At 67.6% G+C, this 20,516-nt stretch carries 19 protein-coding genes; 14 read left to right on the forward strand and 5 right to left on the reverse strand.

What is annotated here, in order from left to right:
- Nucleotides 1-180 precede the first annotated feature (180 nt).
- From EDC22_RS09005 to EDC22_RS09045, 9 genes are all read left to right on the forward strand, one after another.
- A complete protein-coding gene (locus EDC22_RS09005) occupies nucleotides 181-939 on the forward strand; it encodes an IclR family transcriptional regulator (RefSeq protein ID WP_165926840.1) in 759 nt (252 codons plus the stop codon).
- Between the two features lie 88 nt (nucleotides 940-1,027).
- The gene (locus EDC22_RS09010; protein WP_132806295.1) at nucleotides 1,028-2,257 is read left to right on the forward strand and encodes an MHYT domain-containing protein; all 1,230 of its coding nucleotides are present in this window, start codon (nucleotides 1,028-1,030) and stop codon (nucleotides 2,255-2,257) included.
- Between the two features lie 166 nt (nucleotides 2,258-2,423).
- Complete coding sequence (locus EDC22_RS09015) at nucleotides 2,424-3,287, forward strand: FAD binding domain-containing protein (RefSeq protein WP_132806296.1); 864 nt, start codon at nucleotides 2,424-2,426, stop codon at nucleotides 3,285-3,287.
- A gap of 13 nt (nucleotides 3,288-3,300) precedes the next feature.
- Entirely contained in the window at nucleotides 3,301-3,801 is a 501-nt protein-coding gene (locus EDC22_RS09020) for a (2Fe-2S)-binding protein (protein ID WP_132806297.1), read from the forward strand.
- On the forward strand, nucleotides 3,798-6,218 hold the full coding sequence (locus EDC22_RS09025; RefSeq protein WP_132806298.1) for an aerobic carbon-monoxide dehydrogenase large subunit: 2,421 nt from the start codon (nucleotides 3,798-3,800) through the stop codon (nucleotides 6,216-6,218). The genes EDC22_RS09020 and EDC22_RS09025 overlap by 4 nt, the downstream gene beginning before the upstream one ends.
- Before the next feature lie 247 nt (nucleotides 6,219-6,465).
- On the forward strand, nucleotides 6,466-7,341 hold the full coding sequence (locus tag EDC22_RS09030; RefSeq protein ID WP_132806299.1) for an AAA family ATPase: 876 nt from the start codon (nucleotides 6,466-6,468) through the stop codon (nucleotides 7,339-7,341).
- Entirely contained in the window at nucleotides 7,338-8,546 is a 1,209-nt protein-coding gene (locus EDC22_RS09035; protein WP_132806300.1) for a vWA domain-containing protein, read from the forward strand. The genes EDC22_RS09030 and EDC22_RS09035 overlap by 4 nt, the downstream gene beginning before the upstream one ends.
- 12 nt (nucleotides 8,547-8,558) lie before the next feature.
- A complete protein-coding gene (locus tag EDC22_RS09040) occupies nucleotides 8,559-9,401 on the forward strand; it encodes an XdhC family protein (protein ID WP_132806301.1) in 843 nt (280 codons plus the stop codon).
- 21 nt (nucleotides 9,402-9,422) lie between these two features.
- Nucleotides 9,423-9,878: an SRPBCC family protein gene (locus tag EDC22_RS09045; RefSeq protein WP_425385521.1), complete on the forward strand. Its 456-nt coding sequence runs from the start codon at nucleotides 9,423-9,425 to the stop codon at nucleotides 9,876-9,878.
- 33 nt (nucleotides 9,879-9,911) lie between these two features.
- Here the strand turns inward: EDC22_RS09045 and tsaA are convergent, their stop codons facing one another.
- Nucleotides 9,912-10,409 carry a tRNA (N6-threonylcarbamoyladenosine(37)-N6)-methyltransferase TrmO gene (gene tsaA / locus EDC22_RS09050; protein WP_132806303.1) on the reverse strand — a complete coding sequence of 166 codons (498 nt, stop codon included), beginning with the start codon at nucleotides 10,407-10,409 and terminating at the stop codon, nucleotides 9,912-9,914.
- Between the two features lie 263 nt (nucleotides 10,410-10,672).
- Between tsaA and EDC22_RS09055 the strand changes: the two genes are divergently transcribed.
- Both EDC22_RS09055 and EDC22_RS09060 read left to right on the forward strand, forming a co-directional pair.
- Nucleotides 10,673-11,020, forward strand: a complete 348-nt coding sequence (locus tag EDC22_RS09055; protein ID WP_132806304.1) for an ArsR/SmtB family transcription factor — start codon at nucleotides 10,673-10,675, stop codon at nucleotides 11,018-11,020.
- Entirely contained in the window at nucleotides 11,010-11,936 is a 927-nt protein-coding gene (locus EDC22_RS09060) for an SRPBCC family protein (RefSeq protein ID WP_132806305.1), read from the forward strand. The genes EDC22_RS09055 and EDC22_RS09060 overlap by 11 nt, the downstream gene beginning before the upstream one ends.
- Before the next feature lie 231 nt (nucleotides 11,937-12,167).
- Here the strand turns inward: EDC22_RS09060 and EDC22_RS09065 are convergent, their stop codons facing one another.
- Genes EDC22_RS09065 through EDC22_RS09080 form a run of 4 tightly spaced genes read right to left on the reverse strand, consistent with a single transcriptional unit; the run spans nucleotide 12,168 to nucleotide 17,456 of the window.
- Nucleotides 12,168-13,046, reverse strand: coding sequence for an isocitrate lyase/PEP mutase family protein (locus EDC22_RS09065; RefSeq protein ID WP_132806306.1), 879 nt, complete (start codon nucleotides 13,044-13,046; stop codon nucleotides 12,168-12,170).
- A complete protein-coding gene (locus EDC22_RS09070; RefSeq protein WP_132806307.1) occupies nucleotides 13,043-13,663 on the reverse strand; it encodes a cysteine hydrolase family protein in 621 nt (206 codons plus the stop codon). Before EDC22_RS09070 ends, EDC22_RS09065 begins: the two co-directional genes overlap by 4 nt.
- On the reverse strand, nucleotides 13,660-15,732 hold the full coding sequence (locus EDC22_RS09075; protein WP_132806308.1) for a hydantoinase/oxoprolinase family protein: 2,073 nt from the start codon (nucleotides 15,730-15,732) through the stop codon (nucleotides 13,660-13,662). Before EDC22_RS09075 ends, EDC22_RS09070 begins: the two co-directional genes overlap by 4 nt.
- Nucleotides 15,729-17,456: a hydantoinase B/oxoprolinase family protein gene (locus EDC22_RS09080; RefSeq protein ID WP_132806309.1), complete on the reverse strand. Its 1,728-nt coding sequence runs from the start codon at nucleotides 17,454-17,456 to the stop codon at nucleotides 15,729-15,731. Before EDC22_RS09080 ends, EDC22_RS09075 begins: the two co-directional genes overlap by 4 nt.
- Before the next feature lie 164 nt (nucleotides 17,457-17,620).
- On the opposite strand from EDC22_RS09080, the gene EDC22_RS09085 reads away from it, so the two are divergent.
- From EDC22_RS09085 to leuD, 3 genes are all read left to right on the forward strand, one after another.
- Nucleotides 17,621-18,424: a GntR family transcriptional regulator gene (locus tag EDC22_RS09085; RefSeq protein WP_132806310.1), complete on the forward strand. Its 804-nt coding sequence runs from the start codon at nucleotides 17,621-17,623 to the stop codon at nucleotides 18,422-18,424.
- 65 nt (nucleotides 18,425-18,489) lie between these two features.
- On the forward strand, nucleotides 18,490-19,911 hold the full coding sequence (gene leuC, locus EDC22_RS09090; RefSeq protein ID WP_132806311.1) for a 3-isopropylmalate dehydratase large subunit: 1,422 nt from the start codon (nucleotides 18,490-18,492) through the stop codon (nucleotides 19,909-19,911).
- Nucleotides 19,911-20,516 carry a 3-isopropylmalate dehydratase small subunit gene (gene leuD, locus EDC22_RS09095; protein WP_132806312.1) on the forward strand — a complete coding sequence of 202 codons (606 nt, stop codon included), beginning with the start codon at nucleotides 19,911-19,913 and terminating at the stop codon, nucleotides 20,514-20,516. Before leuC ends, leuD begins: the two co-directional genes overlap by 1 nt.

The raw sequence follows: 20,516 nt of genomic DNA on the forward strand, positions 1-20,516 counted from the left end.
GTTCCGAAGCGTGTCAATCTATAAAATGCATTTCATGTAATGAAATACCCTGCTATCTTGCTGCTTGCACCTGCGGCCGGGCATCTGCCTATCTTTGATCGAAGGGACACGCGGCGGGCAGAGATTCGCAGGGCCGAAGCATCGGGAATGGCGCGGTCGACAACCACAGATCTGTCGAGCATGAACGTCCGCGCTGTCGTGCGGGCGACGGACATCCTGCAATCGTTTGCCGAGCGCCCGTTGCAGTCGCTCGCCGAAGTGGCCGGGGCAACCGGCCTCGACAAGGGCACGACACGTCGCCTGCTGGTCACGCTGATGAACCAGGGGTTCGTCGCGCAGGATCCGGTCACCCAGCGCTATGGCCTCGGCCGCGTCATCCGTACACTGGCGGCGAGCGTCGTCGAGGATTTCGACCTGCGCTCGGTCGCAGTGCCGATCCTCGCCGACATCGCCGCGGACCTGCATGTCACGACGTTCCTGTCGGTCTATCGGGACAGGTCGGCCCTGTGCCTCGAACGGCTGCACGACATGAAGGGCATGGAGGTGCGCTGGTGGGCCGTCGGCGGCACGCTGCCGATCAACTGCGGCGGCGCGCCGAAATTGCTGCTCGCCTATCAGTCCGAGGAGGAGATCGAGGCAATGCTGGCCGGACCGCTCGAAAAGATGACGCCGGCCAGCATCACCGATCCGGCCATCCTGCGCGCCGAGTTGGCGGCGATCCGGGCGCGCGGCTGGGTGTTCGCCGTCGATGACGTTGCGCTCGGCCTCGCCGCGCTGGCCGTGCCTGTCCTTGACGCGGCCGGCAGGCTGATCTGCGCGCTCAGCATGGGCGGGCTCACGCCGCAGATGTCGCGCGACGGCGAGCCGGTCCACCTGCCCCGAATGCTGGAGGCCGCCCGCCTCGTCGCCGCCCGTCTCGCCGAGGCGCCCCGAGCCTGACGTCGCAACCGTTGCCAGCATGCGACAACCGGCGGTACCCTCCGGTCGGGAGGAGCTGCCGCGCACCGGATCGCGGCATCCATACGCAATGTTCGAGAATCACGATCCCTGGCTGGTCGCGCTGTCGATCGCCGTCGCCATTCTCGGCGGCTATACGGGCTTCGGGCTCGCGGCGCGTGTGCGCGGCACGCCCGGCGTGCAGCGGCGTGCCTTGCTGGCAGCCGGCGCCTGGTTCCTCGCCGTCGGCATCTGGACCATGCATTTCGTCGGGATGCTGGCTGCTCCGACCCCGCCGGATGCGGCCTATCTGGTGTTGCCGACCCTTGTGTCCTTCCTGATCTGCGCGCTCGTGGTCGGCATTTCGCTGTATTTCGTCAGCATCGGTCCGCCGACGATCCGACGCCGGGCCTTCGCGGCCCTGTTCATGGGTCTCGGCATCATCAGCATGCACTATGTCGGCATCCATGGCGTGACCGGCAGTTTCGAGATCCACCATCGTCCCGCCCTCATTGCACTTGCGGCGATCATCGCGATCACCGCCGCCTTCGGTGGCCTGTCCATCTATGTGCAGCGCCAAGACGGCCTCAGGCTCGCCGCCAGCGCCACAGCCTTCGGCATCGCGGTTTCGGGAATGCACTACACGGCCATGGCCGGCATGATCTACGTGCCGAGCAGGACACCGCACCATGCGATGACGGGGCTTGCAATCGACTCCCAGGTATTGGCAGTCCTGGTTGCCATCCTGTGCTTCATCGTCACGGCGGGATGGCTGTTGTTCCTCGTGCCGGAACCACGACGGGGCGTTGTTGCCGCCCCCGAACCGCCGCCGCCGGCCGATCCGCTCCCCGGCATGCTTGCGGAATTCGCGACGCGGGAGTCCGTCTCGGCCCATGACGGCTTCCACCGCCCCCTTGCGCCGGGAGCCCTGCCGCTGCGGGGTGCCGGGCAGCCGAGGCCTTCCTATGTCCGCCGCGTTCCCGTGGAAGGACTGGACGGCATCCAGTTCGTCGATGTCGCCGACATCCGCTCGATCCAGGCAGACGGCCACTACACCCTGGTCTTTGACGGCGAACGCGAGCGGATGAGTCCCTGGTCGATATCGGAAATGGAAGCCCGGCTCGATCCCGGGACCTTCCTGCGCATTCACCGCAGCCACATCGTCTCGATCGAGCATGTGGCCGCCGTTCACCGCGAAGGCGACGGCGCCATCGTCGATATCAAGGCGGACACGACCAAGCGGGTACCCGTGGCCCGCGCGCGCGTCGCCGAACTCCGGGCCCGGCTCGGCATTCCCCGACGCACCGCGCGCATCGCGTGAGCCAATAGGTCAGCAAGCCTGTCGCACTTCGTGCAGCGAACGACGCCGTTCGTGAAAATCCGCACGGCTCGTGCATCCCGCGCCGGCTGCCCGTTGCCCTGTCCGGTCGCCGGATCATCCTCACTGCCAAGGTCGCGCCTGACGCGGCCGCATGGAGGAGGAAACGATGATACCCGGACAGTTCGGCTATCACCGGCCGGATGCGGTGGAGGCCGCCGTGCGGCTTCTCGCCGATCTCGGAGAGGACGCCCGCGCGATCGCCGGCGGCCACAGTCTGATCCCGATGATGAAGTTGCGGCTTGCCGAGCCCGAGCATCTGGTCGACCTCGGCGGCATCGCCCAGCTGCGCGGCATCCGCCGCGATGGCAACGTCATCGTCATCGGCGCGATGACCACCCAGCACGACGTCATCGCTTCCGATCTTCTCGCCGACACCGTGCCGATCCTGCGCGAGACGGCGCTGATGATCGCCGACCCGCAGGTGCGCTACTGCGGCACCATCGGCGGCAACGTCGCCAATGGCGATCCCGGCAACGACATGCCCGCCGTGATGATGACGCTGGGGGCGAGCTACACGCTGACCGGTCCGGACGGCGTGCGGACGGTGGCGGCACGGGACTTCTATCAGGGAGCCTACTTCACCGCTCTGGAGCCCGGCGAGATTGTGACCGCGATCTCGATCCCGGTTCCGCCGGACGGCCATGGCTCGGCCTACGAGAAGCTGAAGCGCAAGGTCGGAGATTATGCCACGGCGGCGGCCGCAGTGGTGCTGACGATGCAGGGCGGCACGGTTGCGACCTGTGCCATCGGTCTGACCAATCTCGCCGAGACGCCGCTGCTCGCGGAGGAGGCGGCGGCCATCGTCATCGGCTCGCGGCTCGACAAGGCGACGCTGGCGAAGGCCGCCGATGCCGCGCGGGCGATCATGGAACCCGCTTCCGATGCGCGGGGGCCGGCCGAGTATCGCATCCATGTCGGCGGCATCATGGTCGTGCGCGCCCTCGAGCGGGCCGCCGCCGCGGCGAAATGACAGGAGCCCCCACATGTCCAAGGTTCACGTGAAGATGACGGTGAACGGCGAGGCGGTCGAAGCCCTCGTCGAGCCGCGCACCCTGCTGATCCACTTCCTGCGCGAGCACCTGTCCCTTACCGGCGCCCATATCGGCTGCGAGACCAGTCACTGCGGCGCCTGCACGGTCGATCTCGACGGCCGTTCGGTGAAATCCTGCACCATGTTCGCCGTTCAGGCGCAGGGCTCCGAGATCCGCACCATCGAAGGCATGGCCAATCCGGACGGCACGCTGTCGGCACTGCAGGAAGGCTTCCGCATGATGCACGGCCTGCAATGCGGTTTCTGCACGCCGGGGATGATCATGCGTGCGCACCGGCTGCTGCAGGAGAACCCCTCGCCGAGCGAAGCCGAGATCCGCGCCGGAATTGCCGGCAATCTCTGCCGCTGCACCGGCTACCAGAACATCGTCAAGGCGATCCAGTACGCTGCCGCCAAGGCAAATGGCGTCGAATTGGTGGAGGCCGCGGAATGAACGACATGACCCCGACGCGCGAACAGCGCGAGGCCCGTCTCGAAGGCATGGGATGCCGGCGCAAGCGGGTCGAGGACATCCGCTTCACTCAGGGCAAGGGCAACTATGTCGACGACATCAAGCTCGCGGGCATGCTGCACGGCGATTTCGTCCGCTCGCCCCACGCCCATGCCCGCATCATCCGGATCGACACCTCTGAGGCGCTCAAGGTACCCGGTGTCGTCGCGGTCCTGACGGCGGAGGATCTGAAGCCCGTCAACCTCGCCTGGATGCCGACGCTGGCCGGCGACGTCCAGATGGTGCTGGCCGACGGCAAGGTGCTGTTCCAGGGCCAGGAGGTCGCCTTCGTGCTGGCGACCGACCGCTATGCGGCGGCCGATGGCGTCGAGAAGGTCGTGGTCGAGTACGAGGAGCTTCCCGTCCTCGTCGATCCGTTCCGGGCCATGGACGCAGACGCGCCGGTATTGCGCGAGGACATCAAGGACAAGACCGAGGGTGCGCACGGCCCCCGCAAGCATCCGAACCACATCTTCGAGTGGACCGTCGGCGACAGATCGGCGACCGACGAGGCGTTCAACCGCGCCGAGGTGACGATCAAGGAGATGATCTCCTACCATCGCACCCATCCCTCGCCGCTCGAGACCTGCCAGGCGGTATGCTCGTTCGACAAGGTCAAGGGCGAACTGACCATCTGGGGCACGTTCCAGGCCCCGCACGTGATCCGCACCGTGGTGGCGCTGATCGCCAACCTGCCGGAGCAGAAGATCCACGTCATCGCCCCGGACATCGGCGGCGGCTTCGGCAACAAGGTCGGCGCCTATCCGGGCTACGTCTGCGCGGCAGTGGCATCGATCGTCATCGGCAAGCCGGTGAAGTGGGTCGAGGACCGGATCGAGAACCTGACCGCAACATCGTTCGCCCGCGACTACCACATGACGACCGAGATCGCCGCGACGAAGGAAGGCAAGGTGACTGGCCTGCGCGTCCACGTGCTCGCCGATCACGGCGCGTTCGACGCCTGCGCCGATCCGTCGAAGTGGCCGGCTGGCTTCTTCAACATCGTCACCGGATCCTATGATTTCCCCACGGCGCACGTCACCGTCGACGGGATCTATACCAACAAGGCTCCCGGCGGTGTCGCCTACCGGTGCTCGTTCCGGGTCACGGAGGCGGCCTATTGCATCGAGCGGGCGATGGACATCCTCGCCCAGAAGCTCGGCATGGATCCTGTGGAACTGAGGCTGAAGAACTTCATCCGGGCCGAACAGTTTCCCTATCACTCCGCGCTCGGCTGGGAATACGACTCCGGCGACTACCACACCGCGATGCGCAAGGCGATGGAGGCGGTGGACTATGCGGGTCTGCGCCGCGAGCAGGCCGAAAGGCGCGAGGCGTTCAAGCGCGGAGAGACTCGCGAGATCATGGGCATCGGCGTATCGTTCTTCACCGAGATCGTCGGCGCCGGCCCGTCGAAGAACTGCGACATCCTCGGCATAGCGATGTTCGATTCCTGCGAGATCCGCATCCATCCGACCGGAGCGGTGCTCGCGCGGATGGGCACCAAGAGCCAGGGCCAGGGTCACGAGACGACCTGGGCGCAGATCATCGCGACCGAGATCGGCATTCCCGCCGACAACATCATGGTGGAGGAGGGCAACACCGACACGGCGCCTTACGGTCTCGGCACCTATGGCTCACGTTCGACACCGGTCGCAGGCGCGGCGATCGCGCTTGCCGCCCGGAAGATCCGCGCCAAGGCGCAGATGATCGCGGCCCATCTGCTCGAGGTACACGAAGACGACCTCGAATGGGACATCGACGGTTTCCGGGTCAAGGGTCTGCCGGAGAAGTTCAAGTCGATGAAGGAGATAGCCTGGGCGGCCTACAATTCGGTGCCGCCGGGCATGGAGCCGGGGCTGGAGGCGGTCAGCTACTACGACCCGCCGAACATGACCTATCCGTTCGGCGCCTACATCTGCGTGATGGACATCAACGTCGATACCGGCGAGTACAAGGTCAGGCGCTTCTACGCGCTCGACGACTGCGGCACGCGCATCAACCCGATGATCATCGAGGGTCAGGTGCACGGTGGGCTGACCGAAGCCTTCGCCATCGCGATGGGCCAGGAGATCCGCTACGACGAGATCGGCAATGTGGTGACCGGCTCGTTCATGGACTTCTTCCTGCCGACCGCGGTCGAAACCCCGCACTGGGAGACCGACCACACGGTCACCCCCTCCCCACATCATCCGATCGGCGCCAAGGGCGTTGGCGAGAGCCCGAATGTCGGCGGTGTGCCGGCCTTCTCGAATGCCGTCAACGACGCCTTCGCGTTCCTCGGCTCGACGCACATCCAGATGCCGCACGACTTCTGGCGAAACTGGGCGGCGGCGAAGCGGCTCGGCCTGCACGGGTGATGAGGACGCTCGAGGTGTCGCTCAACGGCTCCTCACCCGGCCCGCGCCCGGGGCGCGGGCCCTCCCACCCCGCGAGGGGAACGAGGGGGAACTCTCGCCCGCGCAACACCCGCATGGCGACCCGCCATCAGTTCGGGCGATGCCAGGGGGCGGAGGGTTTCGCGCACTGCCTCTCCGCTCGGGTGCGAGGCTCGGCCCGCCGCGAGGCGCCTAGGAACCGTCCGCTTCGCCATTCCGGAGCCGACCGATGACGGCGCGTCGCGACCACATCGCGCGACGCCTCGCCGACGCCGGCTACATCGCCGACGACGAACTCGCCATGGCGCTCGCCCTGATGGAGATGCTGAAGCGGCCGCTGCTCATCGAGGGCGAGGCCGGCGTCGGCAAGACCGAGGTCGCCAAGGCGCTCGCCGCGATCCACGCAACGAAGCTGATCCGGCTGCAGTGCTACGAGGGGCTCGACCAATCGGCGGCGCTCTACGAGTGGAACTACCAGCGCCAGCTGCTGGCCATCCAGGCGCGGCAGGGGACGGCAGCGCAGGAGATCGAGGCGGCGATCTTCTCGGAGGATTACCTGCTGGAGCGGCCATTGCTGGCGGCGATCCGTCAGACCGAGCCGGCGGTACTGCTGATCGACGAGATTGATCGGGCCGACGAGGAGTTCGAGGCATTCCTGCTGGAGCTCCTGTCGGATTTTCAGGTCTCGATCCCGGAACTCGGCACCGTTCAGGCGACGACCATCCCGATGGTGGTTCTAACCTCGAACGGCACGCGCGAACTCTCAGACGCGCTGCGGCGGCGCTGCCTCTACCACTATCTCGACTACCCGGATGTCGACCGCGAGGCGCGCATCATCCTCGCCCGGCTGCCCGACGCCGGCGCCGGGCTGGCCCTGCAGGTGGCGAACATGGTTGCCATGATCCGCCGGGAGGACTTGACGAAAGTACCCGGCGTCGCCGAGACGCTCGATTGGGCAGCCGCCTTGATCGGGCTCGATGTAACCAACCTGCATGACGATCCGGCGACGGTTCATGCAACGCTGGCCTGCCTGCTCAAGACGCATGAAGACCGTGCACGCTTTGCCCCGGAGCGCACCGCCCGTCTGTTGGGGAAGGTCGCATGAGCTGCTGCGGTTCGCCACCTGCACCCGAGGACCTCGCCGAGGTGTCGGCGATGCTCGGCAGCCGGCTCGCCGGCTTCCTGCGGACGCTGCGCGACAATGCCTTTGCGGTCGGGCTCGCCGAAGGCCGCGATGCGGCCACCCTGCTTCAGAGCGACATCGCCCGTCGGCCGGGCCGGTTGCGCTCGGCCTTCAAGCATCTGTTCTGCGCCCGCCGCGAAGACTGGACAGCCTTTGACGCGATCTTCGACGCCTACTGGCTCAATCGACGGGTGAAACGGGTGGCGAGGGTTGCCGGCAGCGCCCCCGGCCTCGCCAGCCCGTCGCTGCAGACGCTAATCGACAGGTCCGGCCGCGCGGCGGCGGGTGTGGCGGAGGCGGTTTCGACCGATGGCAGCCCTCCCGGCGACAGCGATGCCGGACCGGCCGGCAGGATGGAGGGCGCCTCGCGAGCCGAAAGCCTCGAGACCACCGACTTCCGCAAGCTCGCCGACCCCGATGCAATCGCCGAGGCGCACGCGATCGCCGGCCGGCTCGCCGCGCGGATGCGGGCCAGGCTCACTCGGCGCGAGCGCATCCGGCGGTGCGGCCGCCATCTCGATCTGCGCCGCACCATCCACCGGAACATCTCGCATGGCGGCGTGCCGGTATCGCTCGCCATGCGCCGCCGCAAGCCGAAGCCACTCCGACTGGTTATCCTGCTCGACGCGTCCGGCTCGATGAGCCCGTATACGAGCGTCTTCGTGCGCTTCGTCCACGGCGTACTGGATGAATTCCGCGAGGCGGAGGCCTTCCTGTTCCATACCCGGCTTGTCCATGTCTCGGCGGCAATGCACGAACGCGATCCGGCCCGCGCGCTCGACCGGCTGTCGATGATGGCAGCCGGCGTCGGCGGCGGCACCCGCATCGGCGAAAGCCTCGCCACCTTCAACACGCACCATGCCGCCCGCGTCATCCATTCCCGCACCTGCGTGATGATCGTCTCCGACGGCTACGAGACCGGCGATGCCGGCCGGCTCGGCATGGAGATGCGCCGACTGGCGCGCCGCTGCCGGCGGATCGTCTGGCTGAACCCGATGATCGGCTGGACGGACTATGCGCCGGAGGCGGCAGGCATGCAGGCGGCGCTGCCGCATGTCGATCTGTTCGCGCCGGCACACGACCTGAAGAGCCTTGCTGCCCTCGAACCCTACCTGGCGCGACTGTAGAGGATGCCGGCAATGGTCGACGTGGCAACCGGCGCAACGGACATCCTGGAAACTGCGGCGCGGCTGAAGGCCGAGGGACGGCCCTTCGCGCTGGCGACGGTCGTGCGCACGGTGGCGGCGACGGCGGCGAAGGCCGGCGCCAAGGCAGTGATCGACGAGACTGGCAGGATCACCGGCGGCTGGATCGGCGGTGGCTGCGCGCGTGGCGCCGTGCTGAAGGCCGCCCGCGAAGCGCTCGCCGACGGGGCGCCCCGGCTGATCTCGGTGCAGCCCGAGGATCTGCTGGCCGCGCACGGCGTGAAACCCGGCGAAACCCGCGAGGGAGTCGCCTATGCGCGCTCGATGTGCCCGAGCCGCGGCACGATGGACATCTTCATCGAACCCGTGCTGCCGCGCCCGCTGCTGTCGGTGATGGGATCGAGCCCCGTGGCAGTGGCCCTGGCCGAACTGGCCAGCCGCTTCGGTTACGAAGTCGCCGTCTGCGCACCGGCGGAGGATCAGGCGGCCTTCACCGCCGCCGAGCGGCGGATTGAGACCTATGCGCTTTCCTCCCGGCCTGGAACGCGGCACTTCGTCGTGGTCGCCACCCAGGGGCGCGGCGACGAGGCGGCGCTGAAGGCGGCGCTGTCGGCCGATGCCGACTACCGCGCCTTCGTCGGAAGCCGCGCGAAGATGGCGACGCTGCGCGAGCGGCTCGTCGCCCAGGGCATCGCGGCCGCGCTGATCGATACGGTGCACGCCCCGGCCGGCCTCGACATCGGCGCGATCACCCCGCAGGAGATCGCCCTGTCGATCCTTGCCGAGATTACCCTCAACCGCCGTCGCGGCCAGCGCGGCGGTCCCGCTCAGACCTAGACTTTCTCAGGAGACGTGCCAATGGAGATGACCGGCGAGGAACGGATCGCAGCCCCCGTGGAGACGGTGTGGCGTGCGCTCAATGATCCGGAGGTGCTCAAGGCGGCGATCCCGGGCTGCGAGACGCTCGAGAAGACGTCGGACACCAGCATGACCGCAACCGTGGTGCTGAAGATCGGGCCGGTGAAGGCGCGCTTCAACGGCTCGGTCGAACTGTCGAACCTCAACCCGCCGCACTCCTACACCATCACCGGTGAGGGAAAGGGCGGCGTTGCCGGCTTCGCCAAGGGCGGCGCTGACGTCACCCTCACCCCCGATGGTGAAAACGCCACGATCCTCGCCTACACGGTCAAGGCCGATGTGGGCGGCAAGATCGCTCAGCTCGGTGCGCGACTGATCGACTCCACGGCGAAGAAGCTCGCCCGCGAGTTCTTCTCCAGGCTCGGCACGCTGATTGCCGCCCCGAGCGAAGCGTGAGCCGGCCGGCGCCGCAGCGCGAGCGGACGCCGGTCAGGTCACCGCATCCGGAAAGGCATCCGTCGACGGCAAATAGGGCTTGATGTCGAGCAGCGGGGTGCCGTCGATGCAGTCTATGGCGTCGATCTCCAGGAGCCCCGCGCCGATGTCGAGCGACAGAAGGCGGACGATCCCCATGCCGATCGGGTTGGGACGCACGGGCGAGCGCAGGGCGAATACGCCGCGCGGCGCGTCGGCATGACGCGGCGTCTGGATCACGAGGTCGCGGCGGGAGCGGTCGAGCCAGTACAGCAGCACCAGATGGCTGAAGCGGCCGATTCCGTCGAGACCCGGCCGGAACGGCGGATCGATCTCGACACGTCCCCGTTCACCAAGCTCGCGGGCCTGCCGGAGATTTCGCGGTGCGGAGTCGCGATCCGGCCAGGCAGAGCGAATCCGGCCGATGAAGACCACGCGTTCGCCCGCCGCGGCCTCGATCGTGCCGGCCGCAACGGCGATTTCCCCCGGTCTCGTGTCCTCGGAAGCCCCCACCCGTCGTTCTCCCCGTCACCTGCCGCCGCGCCGCTCGGCCTAGCAGCCTGATCCTCGTCCGGCAATGCCCTGCGCAGGTTTGCGACATCGTGACCCGCACGCGCCGCGGCTGGCGTTGCTGAAGGAGCTGCCGCGCGGCGCAAGACCGCTCGGGCGGCCAACGGTCCAAGACGGTGCCGCCCCGAGCCCCACATCATGCGACACTTAGCTGCCTGTCGAAGTTCATGCTTGCCTGACCGACCGAAATCGAGATAGTTAGCATTATGGCTAAGCATGATCACGACCTATCGCTGCTGTTCCACGCGCTGGCCGATCCGACCCGCCGGTCGATCCTCGCCCGGCTCGGGCAAGGGCCTGCCCGGGTGACGGATCTTGCCGGCCCGACGGGCCTCAGCCTGCCAACGGTGATGCGGCACCTCTCCGTGCTGGAACAGGCGGGGCTGATCCGCAGCGCGAAGGACGGCCGGGTGCGCACCTGCGCCGTCGTGCCCGAGGCGCTGCAACCGGTGCGCACCTGGCTCGACGAGCAACGGGCCATCTGGGAAGCGCGTCTCGACCGTCTCGACGCGTTCGTGATGACAGTGATGAAGGACCCCGGACATGACGATTGATCCGGCGATCAGCGGCGCCCCCTCCGCTGCCGATGACGGCGCAGGATGCCGCTTCGCCACGCTGACCTTCACGCGCGACATCGCCGCACCGGCGGCGACGCTGTGGCATGCGTGGACCGACCCCGCCGCACGGGCGATCTGGGCGGCGCCGTCGCCGGCGGTCATCGTCGATATCGTGGAGGCCGACACCCGGGCAGGTGGCCGCGAGATCTCGCTGTGCAAGGTCGAGGGAGCGCCCGACATCCGCTGCGAATGCGGCTGGCTTGCACTGCAGCCGCCGGAGCGCAGCGTGAACTACGAGGTGATCGCCTCGGCTGACGTCACGCGGTCGGCGGCGCTGGTGACTGCGGACATCGCCGGAAGCGGCGCGCGCAGCCGGCTGGTTGTCACCGTGCAGCTCGCCGCGTTCACCGCCGACATTGAGTCAGGCTACCGGCAGGGCTTCGGCGCCGGGCTCGACAATCTCGCCGAGACGGCCGCGCGCACCATGGTGCTCGAACGGGTGATACGGGCGCCGCGACCGGCCGTCTGGGGCGCTTGGATGAACCCCGAGACGCTGCCGCAGTGGTGGGGCCCCGACGGTTTCTCCTGCCGCACCAGGCGGATCGATCTGCGCGCCGGCGGCGAATGGGTGTTCGACATGATCGCGCCGGACGGCACGGTGTTCCCGAACCACCATCGCTATCAGGAGGTGCAGCCCGAACGGCGGATCGGCTATGAGCTGCTGTGGGGCGAGGACGGGCCGAAGCACGCCGACGCCTGGGCCGCGTTCGAGGATCTCGGCGGGGCGACGAAAGTGACCCTGGGGATGATCTTCAGCACAGCCGCCGCGTTCGAGGATGCAAAGGGTTTCGGCGCGATCGAACTGGGGCATCAGACCCTCGGCAAGCTCGAGCGGTTCATCGGGTCGCGCTGAGGGAGGCCGGGCGCGACGGTCCGACCGGTCAGCCGGACCGGAACGCCGACGGCGCGAACAGGAGGTTTCCAGACAACCTCCCCGACCTTGTGCTGACCGCGATCGCGAGCTCGAATCGTCAGGCGGCGGTGTCGCGGGATCGCGCCCACGCACGGTCCCTGGCGGAAGCCCTGTGTCCGCCGTCGAGCCCCGGTCTTCCACGTTCGCCGCTTGCCACTGCTATCCCCCGCCCTACCCCCCGCCGGGCTCGTAGCCTCTGCCCAGCGCGATCATCGCATCGGTGCCGAGTCGATCGTTCAGACCGCGGAAATCGAGCATCCGGTCGCCGAACGGCTGGTTCGACCCGTGTCTGCGCAGGCTGGCATAGTATTCCTCGGCGGTTCGTGCCACAGCGCGGACGATGCCACCGGGGAATATCACCAGCGAGAAGCCGAGCGCCTCAAGTTCGTCGGCGCGCAGATCCGGCGTCGCGCCGCCCTCGACCATGTTGGCCATCAGTGGCGCCCGGCCGCCAAGACTCGTCGCGATCCGCGCGAGCTCCTCGCGCGAGCGGGGCGCCTCGACGAACAGCGCGTCCGCCCCGGCATCAAGATAGGCCGCGCCGCGATCGAGGGCGGCCTCGAACCCCTCGACGGCAATGGCATCGGTGCGCGCGATGATCAGCGTCTCGTCGCTGGCGCGCGCATCGGCCACGGCGCGGATCTTGCCGCACATTTCGGCGACGGAGATCAGCGACTTGTCGGCTAGATGCCCGCAGCGCTTGGGAAAGGTCTGATCCTCGAGCTGGATCGCATTGGCACCTGCCCGCTCGTAGAGCCGTGTCATGCGCTGGGCATTCAGGGCGTTGCCGAAGCCCGTATCCCCGTCGACGATGATCGGCAGGGCGATGCGGTCGCGGATCAGGCACAACGTGTTGGCCATCTCGCTCATCGTCGTCAGGCCGATATCGGGCAGACCGAGCCGCGTATAGGCCACGGACGCACCTGACATGTAGACGGCCTCGAAGCCGGCAGCCTCGGCAAGCAAGGCTGTGAGCGCATCGAAGACGCCAGGAGCGACAAGGATCTCGGACCGGGCCAGGCGGTCCCTGAGCGATGCCGGCGCTGTCATGAGGCAATTTCCGGTCGCGCGAGGAAATCGGCTGCGGTCACGGTCTCGACGATCGAGCCGAGCGAAACGAGGGTGGCTTGGTGAACCTCCTCCCGGAAGGCGGCACAGCCATCCGACAGCAGGATGATGCGATGGCCACGCATATGCGCATCGCGCACCGTCGAGGCCACCCCGCCATTGGTGACAATGCCCGCCACGACCAGAGTGTCGATGCCGAGCGCCGTCAGCACATGATCCATCCGCGTCTGGTAGAAGGCCGAATAGGCAATCTTCTCGATCTCCACATCCGCTGGCTGCAGCAGGTCAACCGCCTTGTTGCCCCAGCTTCCGGGTGCAAAGTCGCCCGGTTTCAGGAATGACCTGAGTTTCGCCAGATGCGGCGCGATGATATGGCCGCCGCCCGGGCGGGGCACCAGCGTGAACTGGACCGAAACGAAGATCCCACCCCCGGCGCGCACAGCATCTATCACCGGCCGGACGCGCGTCGGGAGCGCGGCCATCTCTGCCGTGCCCTGTCCGGCGCGCCCGTACGCACCCTCGGGATGCAGGAAGTCGTTCGTCAGATCAATCGTGACCACCGCGGTGCGCCGCAGGTCAACGGCACCAAGATCGCTCAAAGGCCCTCTCCCTCGCTGCGGCGCTCCATAACCACGTTGCCAAAAGCATCGACGCGGGCGACGAGCCAGGGTTCGACAAAGATCGTCGCATCCGGCTGTTCGAGCACGGCCGGACCGACCACCTCAGCACCGACCGGCAGATCGAGCCGCGCATAGACCCGCGCGTCATACCATCGTCCGCGCAGATAGACCGGCCTCGACCCGATCAGCGCCCTTTCCATGGAGGCATCGGCTGCGGGCGCAAGCGTCGACAGCTCGAACTTCGGCCGCGTGCCGATGACCGTCGTCCTCAGATTGAGCACCCTGACGGGATTGCGCAGCAGCCGGCCATAGAGGCCGCGATAGGTCTGCCGGAAGGCCTCGTGGATCGCCTCCGCCGTCGGTGCCCGAACCCGCCCGCCCTCGATTGCGACAGCAAGCGGCACCTGAATGGTGTGCGTCTGGCCGACATAGGCCATGTCCAGCTCGAAGCGCGTCTGGCGGGATTCGACCTGCGAGCCAGACGCATCCAGCACCGCGTTCCCGGCATCGTGCTGGGCCTGCATCGTCGCGGTCAGGCGCTCGATGTCGATCGATTCGACCACCGAATTGACCGTCTGGACGAAATCCTGCCGCATGTCGGCGATGACACACCCCATCGCGGAGGTCACGCCCGGAAACCGCGGCACGAGGACACGGCCGATTCCGACTTCCTCGACCATGGCGCCGGCATGCAGTGCACCGCCCCCGCCAAAGGGCATGTAGGTGAATCGCTCCGGATCGAAACCTCGCTCGATCGACACCAGTCGCAAGGCCCCGGCCATGCGAGAATTGGCAACGCGCACGATGGCTTCGGCGGCATCCATCACCGACAGACCGAGCGGCTTGCCGACATGGGTCGCGATCGCCGCCCGGGCCGCCTCGACATCGAGGTCGCCGAGACCGCTACCAAGCGGGCGGCGCGGGTCGATGCGGCCGAGCACGATATTGGCATCGGTCACGGTCGGCCGGTCGTTGCCGCGGCCATAGGCGACCGGGCCAGGGTCGGAGCCCGCGCTTTCCGGACCGACCTGAAGCAGCCCGCCGGCATCAACCGAAGCAATCGACCCGCCTCCGGCTCCGATCGTGGTGATCTCGATCATCGGGGTGCGGATCACCATGCCGAAGTCGATCGCGGCCTGCGGCGCGACGACGGTACGGCCGTCGACGATCATCGACACGTCGAAACTGGTGCCGCCCATGTCGCCGGTGATGACATTGTCGAATCCGGCGCTGCGGGCAATGTGGCTTGCCGCGATCACCCCGGCCGACGGACCCGACAACGCCGTGCGCACCGGCCGCGCGCATGCCGTCTCTACCGACATCACGCCGCCGTTCGACTGGACGATCATGAATTCCCCGGCAAAGCCACCGCCCTTCAGCGCGGTTTCCAGTCGGGCGAGATAACCGGCGACCTCAGGCTGCAGATAGCCGTTCAGCGCGGCCGTCGAGAAACGTTCGAACTCACGGATTTCCGGCAGCACCTCGGACGAGGCGGCGACATGCGGGGTCGGCCAGATCGCGCGCAGCACCTCAACGGCGGCGCGTTCGTTGACAGGGTTCGCATAGGCATTGACAAACAGCACCACGACGGCCCGGCACCCGGCCTCGATCAGCGTGCGCCCCGCCGCCCGCACCGCATCAAGATCGACAGGTCGCTCGATCGTCCCGTCTGCCAGCACCCGTTCGGGCACCTCCAGCCTCAGGTTGCGCGGAACCACCGGCACGAAGTCGCCACGCAGGCCCCAGGTGCGCGGTCGATCGCGGCGGCGCATCTCGAGCACGTCGCGGAATCCCTCGGTGGTGATCACCCCGAGTCTCGCCCCCTTGCGCTCGAGCAATGCATTGGTGCCGGCGGTGGTCCCGTGTACCAGCGAGACGACGCTGGCAAGATAAGGCACGACCTCGCGGATGCCGTTCAGGAAGCCGCCCGACTGGTCGGGCCGCGTCGTCGGCACCTTGGCGATCCGGGCACGGCCAGTCGCAAGATCGAGCGCGAAGACGTCGGTGAAGGTGCCGCCGACATCGACGCCGACAACGGCCCCCCTCACGGCGCCACCTCGCGCCAGGCAGTCCCGTAGCAGGCGTCGGCGACGGACGGGCTGAGATAGCCGAGTTCCACATCGCGAGCGATGGCGGATGCCGGCCGCGCAGACGGCGGTCCGTACCCGCCCCCGCCCGGCGATTCGAGCCGGACTCTCTGACCCCGCTTCAGCCGTATGCCTAGCATCTTCGAGATCATCGGCGGGGTGTGCCAGCCGTCATCCTGCTGGAAGCGGAACCGGTTGACCGCGGCGTCCCCGCCGCCGGCAACGCCCCTCGGCGGAAACTTGCCACGTTCGCCGAAGAAGAAGGCCTCGGCCTTCTCCTCCAGAAGCTCGATTTCGTACACCGCGCCGAGACCGCCGCGATGCAGGCCGGCGCCGGCACTGTCCGGGCGCAGCGCCCATTGCCGAAAGGCCACCGGATAGGCGGCTTCAAGAATCTCGACGGGCGGAATCGTTGCCATCGAGATCGGGGCGCTGCCGTGGTTCAGGCCGTCGTTCTCGGGGGTGCCGCCGTGGCCGCCGCCATAGAAGCTGAACATCACCCAGCGCGATCCGTCCCGGCGCCTGCCGGCGATCGACAGGGCATTGATCGTCCCATAGGCATTGGCCACCACCCGGTCGGGTGCCGCCTGCGCGGCGGCGGCGAAGATGACGTCGATCATCCGCAGGATCGTCTCGGTGTACCCACCCGTCGGCGTCGGGAACTCGGCCGCGAGCAGCGAACCGTCGGGAATGCGGATGTCGATCGGCCGCATCACCCCTGCATTGGCGGGCAGGGTCGGGAAGATGTGCTTGATCGCAACATAGACACAGGCGATCGCGGTTGGCCGCGCAATGTTGATCGGGCCGCTCACACCGCCGGCGGTGCCGGAGAAATCCAGTGTCAGCCGGTCGCCGGACACCTCCAGCGCCACGCGGATCGGCAGCGGCTCGTCGACGATGCCGTCATTGTCGAGATAGTCGACCGCCTCCCAACGCCCGTCGGGCAGCGCCGCGACCTCGTTGCGCAACAGCGTTTCCGCACGGTCCGTGAGGGCGGCCAGCGCCGCCCTGACGGTCGCGGCACCATATTCGTCGAGCAATGCATCGAGGCGCCGAACACCGAGATCGAGCGCCGAAAGCTGACCGTTCACGTCGCCCTCGGCGGACTGAGGCAGGCGCGTGTTGCGCAGGATAATGTCGAGGATGTCGGACTGGAGATCGCCGCCGCGCACGAGGCGCACCGGCGGGATCACGACGGCCTCCTGGTAGGCTTCGGTAGCCGACGGGTTGTAGTTGCCTGGGACCGCGCCGCCGAGGTCGTGCCAGTGGCCGACCGAGGCGAGCCAGCAGAACAGTTCGCCGTCGCGGAAATAGGGGCGGACGAGCCGCATGTCGGAGAGGTGGGTGCCGCCAAGGTGGGCATCGTTAAATATCCAGACATCGCCGTCCTGCGGACCACCCTCAGCGGCCGCCTTGTCGATCACCGCCTTCACCGCGAAGGCCATGACGCCGACGAAGATCGGCAGTCCGTTCTTGCCCTGCACCAGCGTTTCGCCGGTGTCGGGATGATAGAGGCCGTGGCTGGCGTCATGCGCCTCGGCAATTATCGGGTTGAAGGCCGACCGGAACAGCGTCGCGTCCATTTCGTCGGCGATCTGCTCCATCCGCCCGGCCAGGATGGCGAGCAGGATCGGATCAATCGGTCGCACCGCATCGTGCCCTGCCTCGCGCCGGATCTGCCCCATCCACCGTCCCCCGCATACGCGGCCGCCAATGTGCGGCAGCTTTCCTGTATCTTTTAGAATACAGATTTCGGAACTTCAACAAACTTGCATTCTTGCCGGATAGAATACAACATTGCACACTAACTGATTGGATCACGGCTCGTGGCATCGACCCGGAGCGCCTCATGACGAAGATCGCGAGCGCGGTCACTCCAGATGGCGGCAAGACGCGCCGAATCTATATGGTCCTGCGGGACGAGATCCTTGGCGGCACACTCGTTCCGGGTGCCCCGCTGCCCGGCGAACTGAAGCTGGCCGAGCGGCATGGGGTGTCCAGGGTGACGATACGGCGGGCGCTCGATGCGCTTGTTTCGGACGGGCTGGTGGAGCGTCGCCCGGGAAGCGGTACGATCGTCAAGCGCCCGCAGTCGCGGCCGGTCCAGATCCGCGCCGACTTCGCGACGCTGATGCCGCACATCCGGCAGATGGGCGAGGAGACGACCGCCCGGCTGCTGTCGTTCTCCTACGGCGTCCCGCCGGCCCATGTCGCCGAGGCGCTGCGCCTTGCCGAGGGCGCGCGCGCGCAGCGCGCGGTACGCCTCCGGCTCGCCCAGGGGCTGCCCTTCTCCTACCTGACGACTTTTGTGCCGGAAGAGATCGCCCAGGGCTATTCCGAGGCCGATCTGGCGACGACGCCCTTGTTCCGATTGCTGGAGGAGAGTGGCGTCAGGGTCGATCATGCCCACCAGAGCGTCTCGGCCGTGCTGGCAACACCGGAGATCGCGACTGCTCTGGAGACGGAGGTCGGCGCGGCGCTGATCTCGCTGACCCGTGTCGTCTATGATCGCGATGGCCGGGGAATCGAATACCTTTCCGCGCTCTACCGGCCCGATCGCTACCAACTGGAGCTGACTCTCACCCGCGACGATCGGGGTGATACCCCGCGCTGGCAGCCCGTTGCCGCCGGCGGTGGCAGCGAAGCAGCCTGAGGCGACCGCGTGACAGCGACCGGCGGCGACGTGACTGGATCAGGCATCGAGGCTGGCTGCAGCAGATGACCGTTTCCCGAAGACCAGCCGACAAGCGCACCTTCTTCGACAAGCTCTGGGATCTCCACCGCATCCTGACGCGGGACGATGGTGCCACCCTGCTGTGGGTGGATCGCCATTTCATCCATGAAGGATCGCATCATGCGTTTGCCAATCTTGCCGCCCGCAACCTGCCGGTCGCCCATCCCGAACTCACATTCGGGGTGGCCGATCACTACGTGCCGACCCGTCCCGACGCGGTTCCAACCGATTCCATCGCACGGATGATCCTGACGCTGTCTGAGAATACCGCGCGGTACGGCATCACGCTGTTCGGCAGGGGAGACCCCCGGCAGGGCATCGTGCATGTCGTCGGTCCCGAGCAGGGGCTGACACTGCCCGGCCTGCTGGTGGTGTGCGGCGACAGTCACACCGCCACGCATGGGGCGCTGGGGGCCTATGCCTTCGGGATCGGGGCGACCGAAGTCGCCCATGTCCTGGCGACTCAGACGATCTGGCAGAAGAAGCCGAAGCAGATGCGCCTTGTCGTCGACGGCCGGCTGATGCCGGGCATCGGAGCCAAGGACGTGGCGCTCAACTGGATCTCCCGCCTCGGCGCCGACGGGGCGCGGGGTCACGTCGTCGAATATGACGGTACGGCGATCCGCGGTTTGACGGTCGAGGGTCGGCTGACGCTGTGCAACCTGTCGATCGAGGGCGGTGCCCGGTCGGGTCTGATCGCCCCCGACGAGACGACTCTGAACTGGATCAAGGGAAGACCCTTTGCCCCGACCGGTAGCGACTGGGAGCGTGCCGCGGAGGGGTTCCTTGCCCTCGCTGGCGACGATGACGCCGGTTTCGATCGGGAAGTCCGGCTGACGGCAGACGAGATCGCACCGATCGTCACCTGGGGAACGAGCCCGGAAGAGGCGCTCCCGATCACCGCGACCCTGCCCGATCCAGCGCGCGAACCGGATCCGGCGAAGGCCAGCCGTATCGCCGCATCGCTCGACTACATGGGGCTGACACCCGGTCGCAGCCTCGAGGGCATCGAGATCGACCAGATCTTCATCGGATCCTGCACCAACGCCCGCATTGAGGATCTCCGATCCGCCGCGGCGGTCCTCGCCGGCCGCCGGTCGAAGGTGCCCGGCCTGGTCTCGCCCGGCTCGACGCTGGTCAAGAGTCAGGCCGAGCAGGAAGGGCTCGACCGCATCTTCATGGATGCCGGGCTCGAATGGGTCGGGTCCGGATGTTCCATGTGCGTGGGCATGAATGGCGACCTGGTAGCGCCGGGCAAGCGGTGCGCCTCGACCACCAATCGCAACTTTCGCGGCCGGCAGGGACAGGGCGCCCGCACGCACCTGGTCAGTCCGGCAATGGCGGCTGCCGCTGCCGTCACCGGCACGCTGACCGACGTGCGCAAGCTGCTGCGGGGGCGTTGCTGATGGCCGGCTGGACCCGCCATGACGGGCTCGCGGTGGCGCTGCCGCTGGAGAACATCGACACCGATCAGCTGATCCCGGCGCGCTTCATGTCGACGCCGCGCTCGGCCGGTTACGGGGGCTTCCTGCTGCACGACCTCAGACGCGATCGCGACGGCAGGCTCGATCCCGACTTCCCGCTCAATCGCCCGGAGGCTGCCGGGGCGTCGATCCTGATCGCCGGCCGCAATTTCGGGGCCGGGTCGTCGCGAGAGGCGGCCGTCTACGCGCTGGTCGACGCCGGGTTCCGTGTCGTCATCGCGCCGAGCTTCGGCGATATCTTCGCCGCCAATGCCGTCAATAACGGACTTCTGCCGGCGCCGCTTTCCGCCGAACGGATCGCTCCGCTCCTTGCCCGCGGACCGGTCCGACTCCTCGTCGATCTGGCGACCGGGTCGATTGCGGGCGATGGAGTCTCGGAGCGCTTCGCGCTCGATCCGGTCTGGACGCAGAAGCTCATCTGCGGCTGGGACGACATCGACCTCACCCGTTCCTGCGCGGATGCGATCGCGACCTTCGCCGAACGGCGCCGCGCCGAGGCGCCCTGGGTCTGGTCGCAGGCCAGCTAG

The organism is Tepidamorphus gemmatus (genome assembly GCF_004346195.1).
In the GTDB taxonomy this organism is placed as follows: domain Bacteria; phylum Pseudomonadota; class Alphaproteobacteria; order Rhizobiales; family Tepidamorphaceae; genus Tepidamorphus; species Tepidamorphus gemmatus.

What these genes read in the sequence shown, in the direction of transcription:
- EDC22_RS09005 (WP_165926840.1), top strand. Translation starts at nt 181, where the DNA reads ATGAACGTCCGCGCTGTCGTGCGGGCGACGGACATCCTGCAATCGTTT.
- EDC22_RS09010 (WP_132806295.1), top strand. Translation starts at nt 1,028, where the DNA reads ATGTTCGAGAATCACGATCCCTGGCTGGTCGCGCTGTCGATCGCCGTC.
- EDC22_RS09015 (WP_132806296.1), top strand. Translation starts at nt 2,424, where the DNA reads ATGATACCCGGACAGTTCGGCTATCACCGGCCGGATGCGGTGGAGGCC.
- EDC22_RS09020 (WP_132806297.1), top strand. Translation starts at nt 3,301, where the DNA reads ATGTCCAAGGTTCACGTGAAGATGACGGTGAACGGCGAGGCGGTCGAA.
- EDC22_RS09025 (WP_132806298.1), top strand. Translation starts at nt 3,798, where the DNA reads ATGAACGACATGACCCCGACGCGCGAACAGCGCGAGGCCCGTCTCGAA.
- EDC22_RS09030 (WP_132806299.1), top strand. Translation starts at nt 6,466, where the DNA reads ATGACGGCGCGTCGCGACCACATCGCGCGACGCCTCGCCGACGCCGGC.
- EDC22_RS09035 (WP_132806300.1), top strand. Translation starts at nt 7,338, where the DNA reads ATGAGCTGCTGCGGTTCGCCACCTGCACCCGAGGACCTCGCCGAGGTG.
- EDC22_RS09040 (WP_132806301.1), top strand. Translation starts at nt 8,559, where the DNA reads ATGGTCGACGTGGCAACCGGCGCAACGGACATCCTGGAAACTGCGGCG.
- EDC22_RS09045 (WP_425385521.1), top strand. Translation starts at nt 9,423, where the DNA reads ATGGAGATGACCGGCGAGGAACGGATCGCAGCCCCCGTGGAGACGGTG.
- EDC22_RS09055 (WP_132806304.1), top strand. Translation starts at nt 10,673, where the DNA reads ATGGCTAAGCATGATCACGACCTATCGCTGCTGTTCCACGCGCTGGCC.
- EDC22_RS09060 (WP_132806305.1), top strand. Translation starts at nt 11,010, where the DNA reads ATGACGATTGATCCGGCGATCAGCGGCGCCCCCTCCGCTGCCGATGAC.
- EDC22_RS09065 (WP_132806306.1), bottom strand. Translation starts at nt 13,046, where the DNA reads ATGACAGCGCCGGCATCGCTCAGGGACCGCCTGGCCCGGTCCGAGATC.
- EDC22_RS09080 (WP_132806309.1), bottom strand. Translation starts at nt 17,456, where the DNA reads ATGGGGCAGATCCGGCGCGAGGCAGGGCACGATGCGGTGCGACCGATT.
- EDC22_RS09085 (WP_132806310.1), top strand. Translation starts at nt 17,621, where the DNA reads ATGACGAAGATCGCGAGCGCGGTCACTCCAGATGGCGGCAAGACGCGC.
- leuC (WP_132806311.1), top strand. Translation starts at nt 18,490, where the DNA reads ATGACCGTTTCCCGAAGACCAGCCGACAAGCGCACCTTCTTCGACAAG.
- leuD (WP_132806312.1), top strand. Translation starts at nt 19,911, where the DNA reads ATGGCCGGCTGGACCCGCCATGACGGGCTCGCGGTGGCGCTGCCGCTG.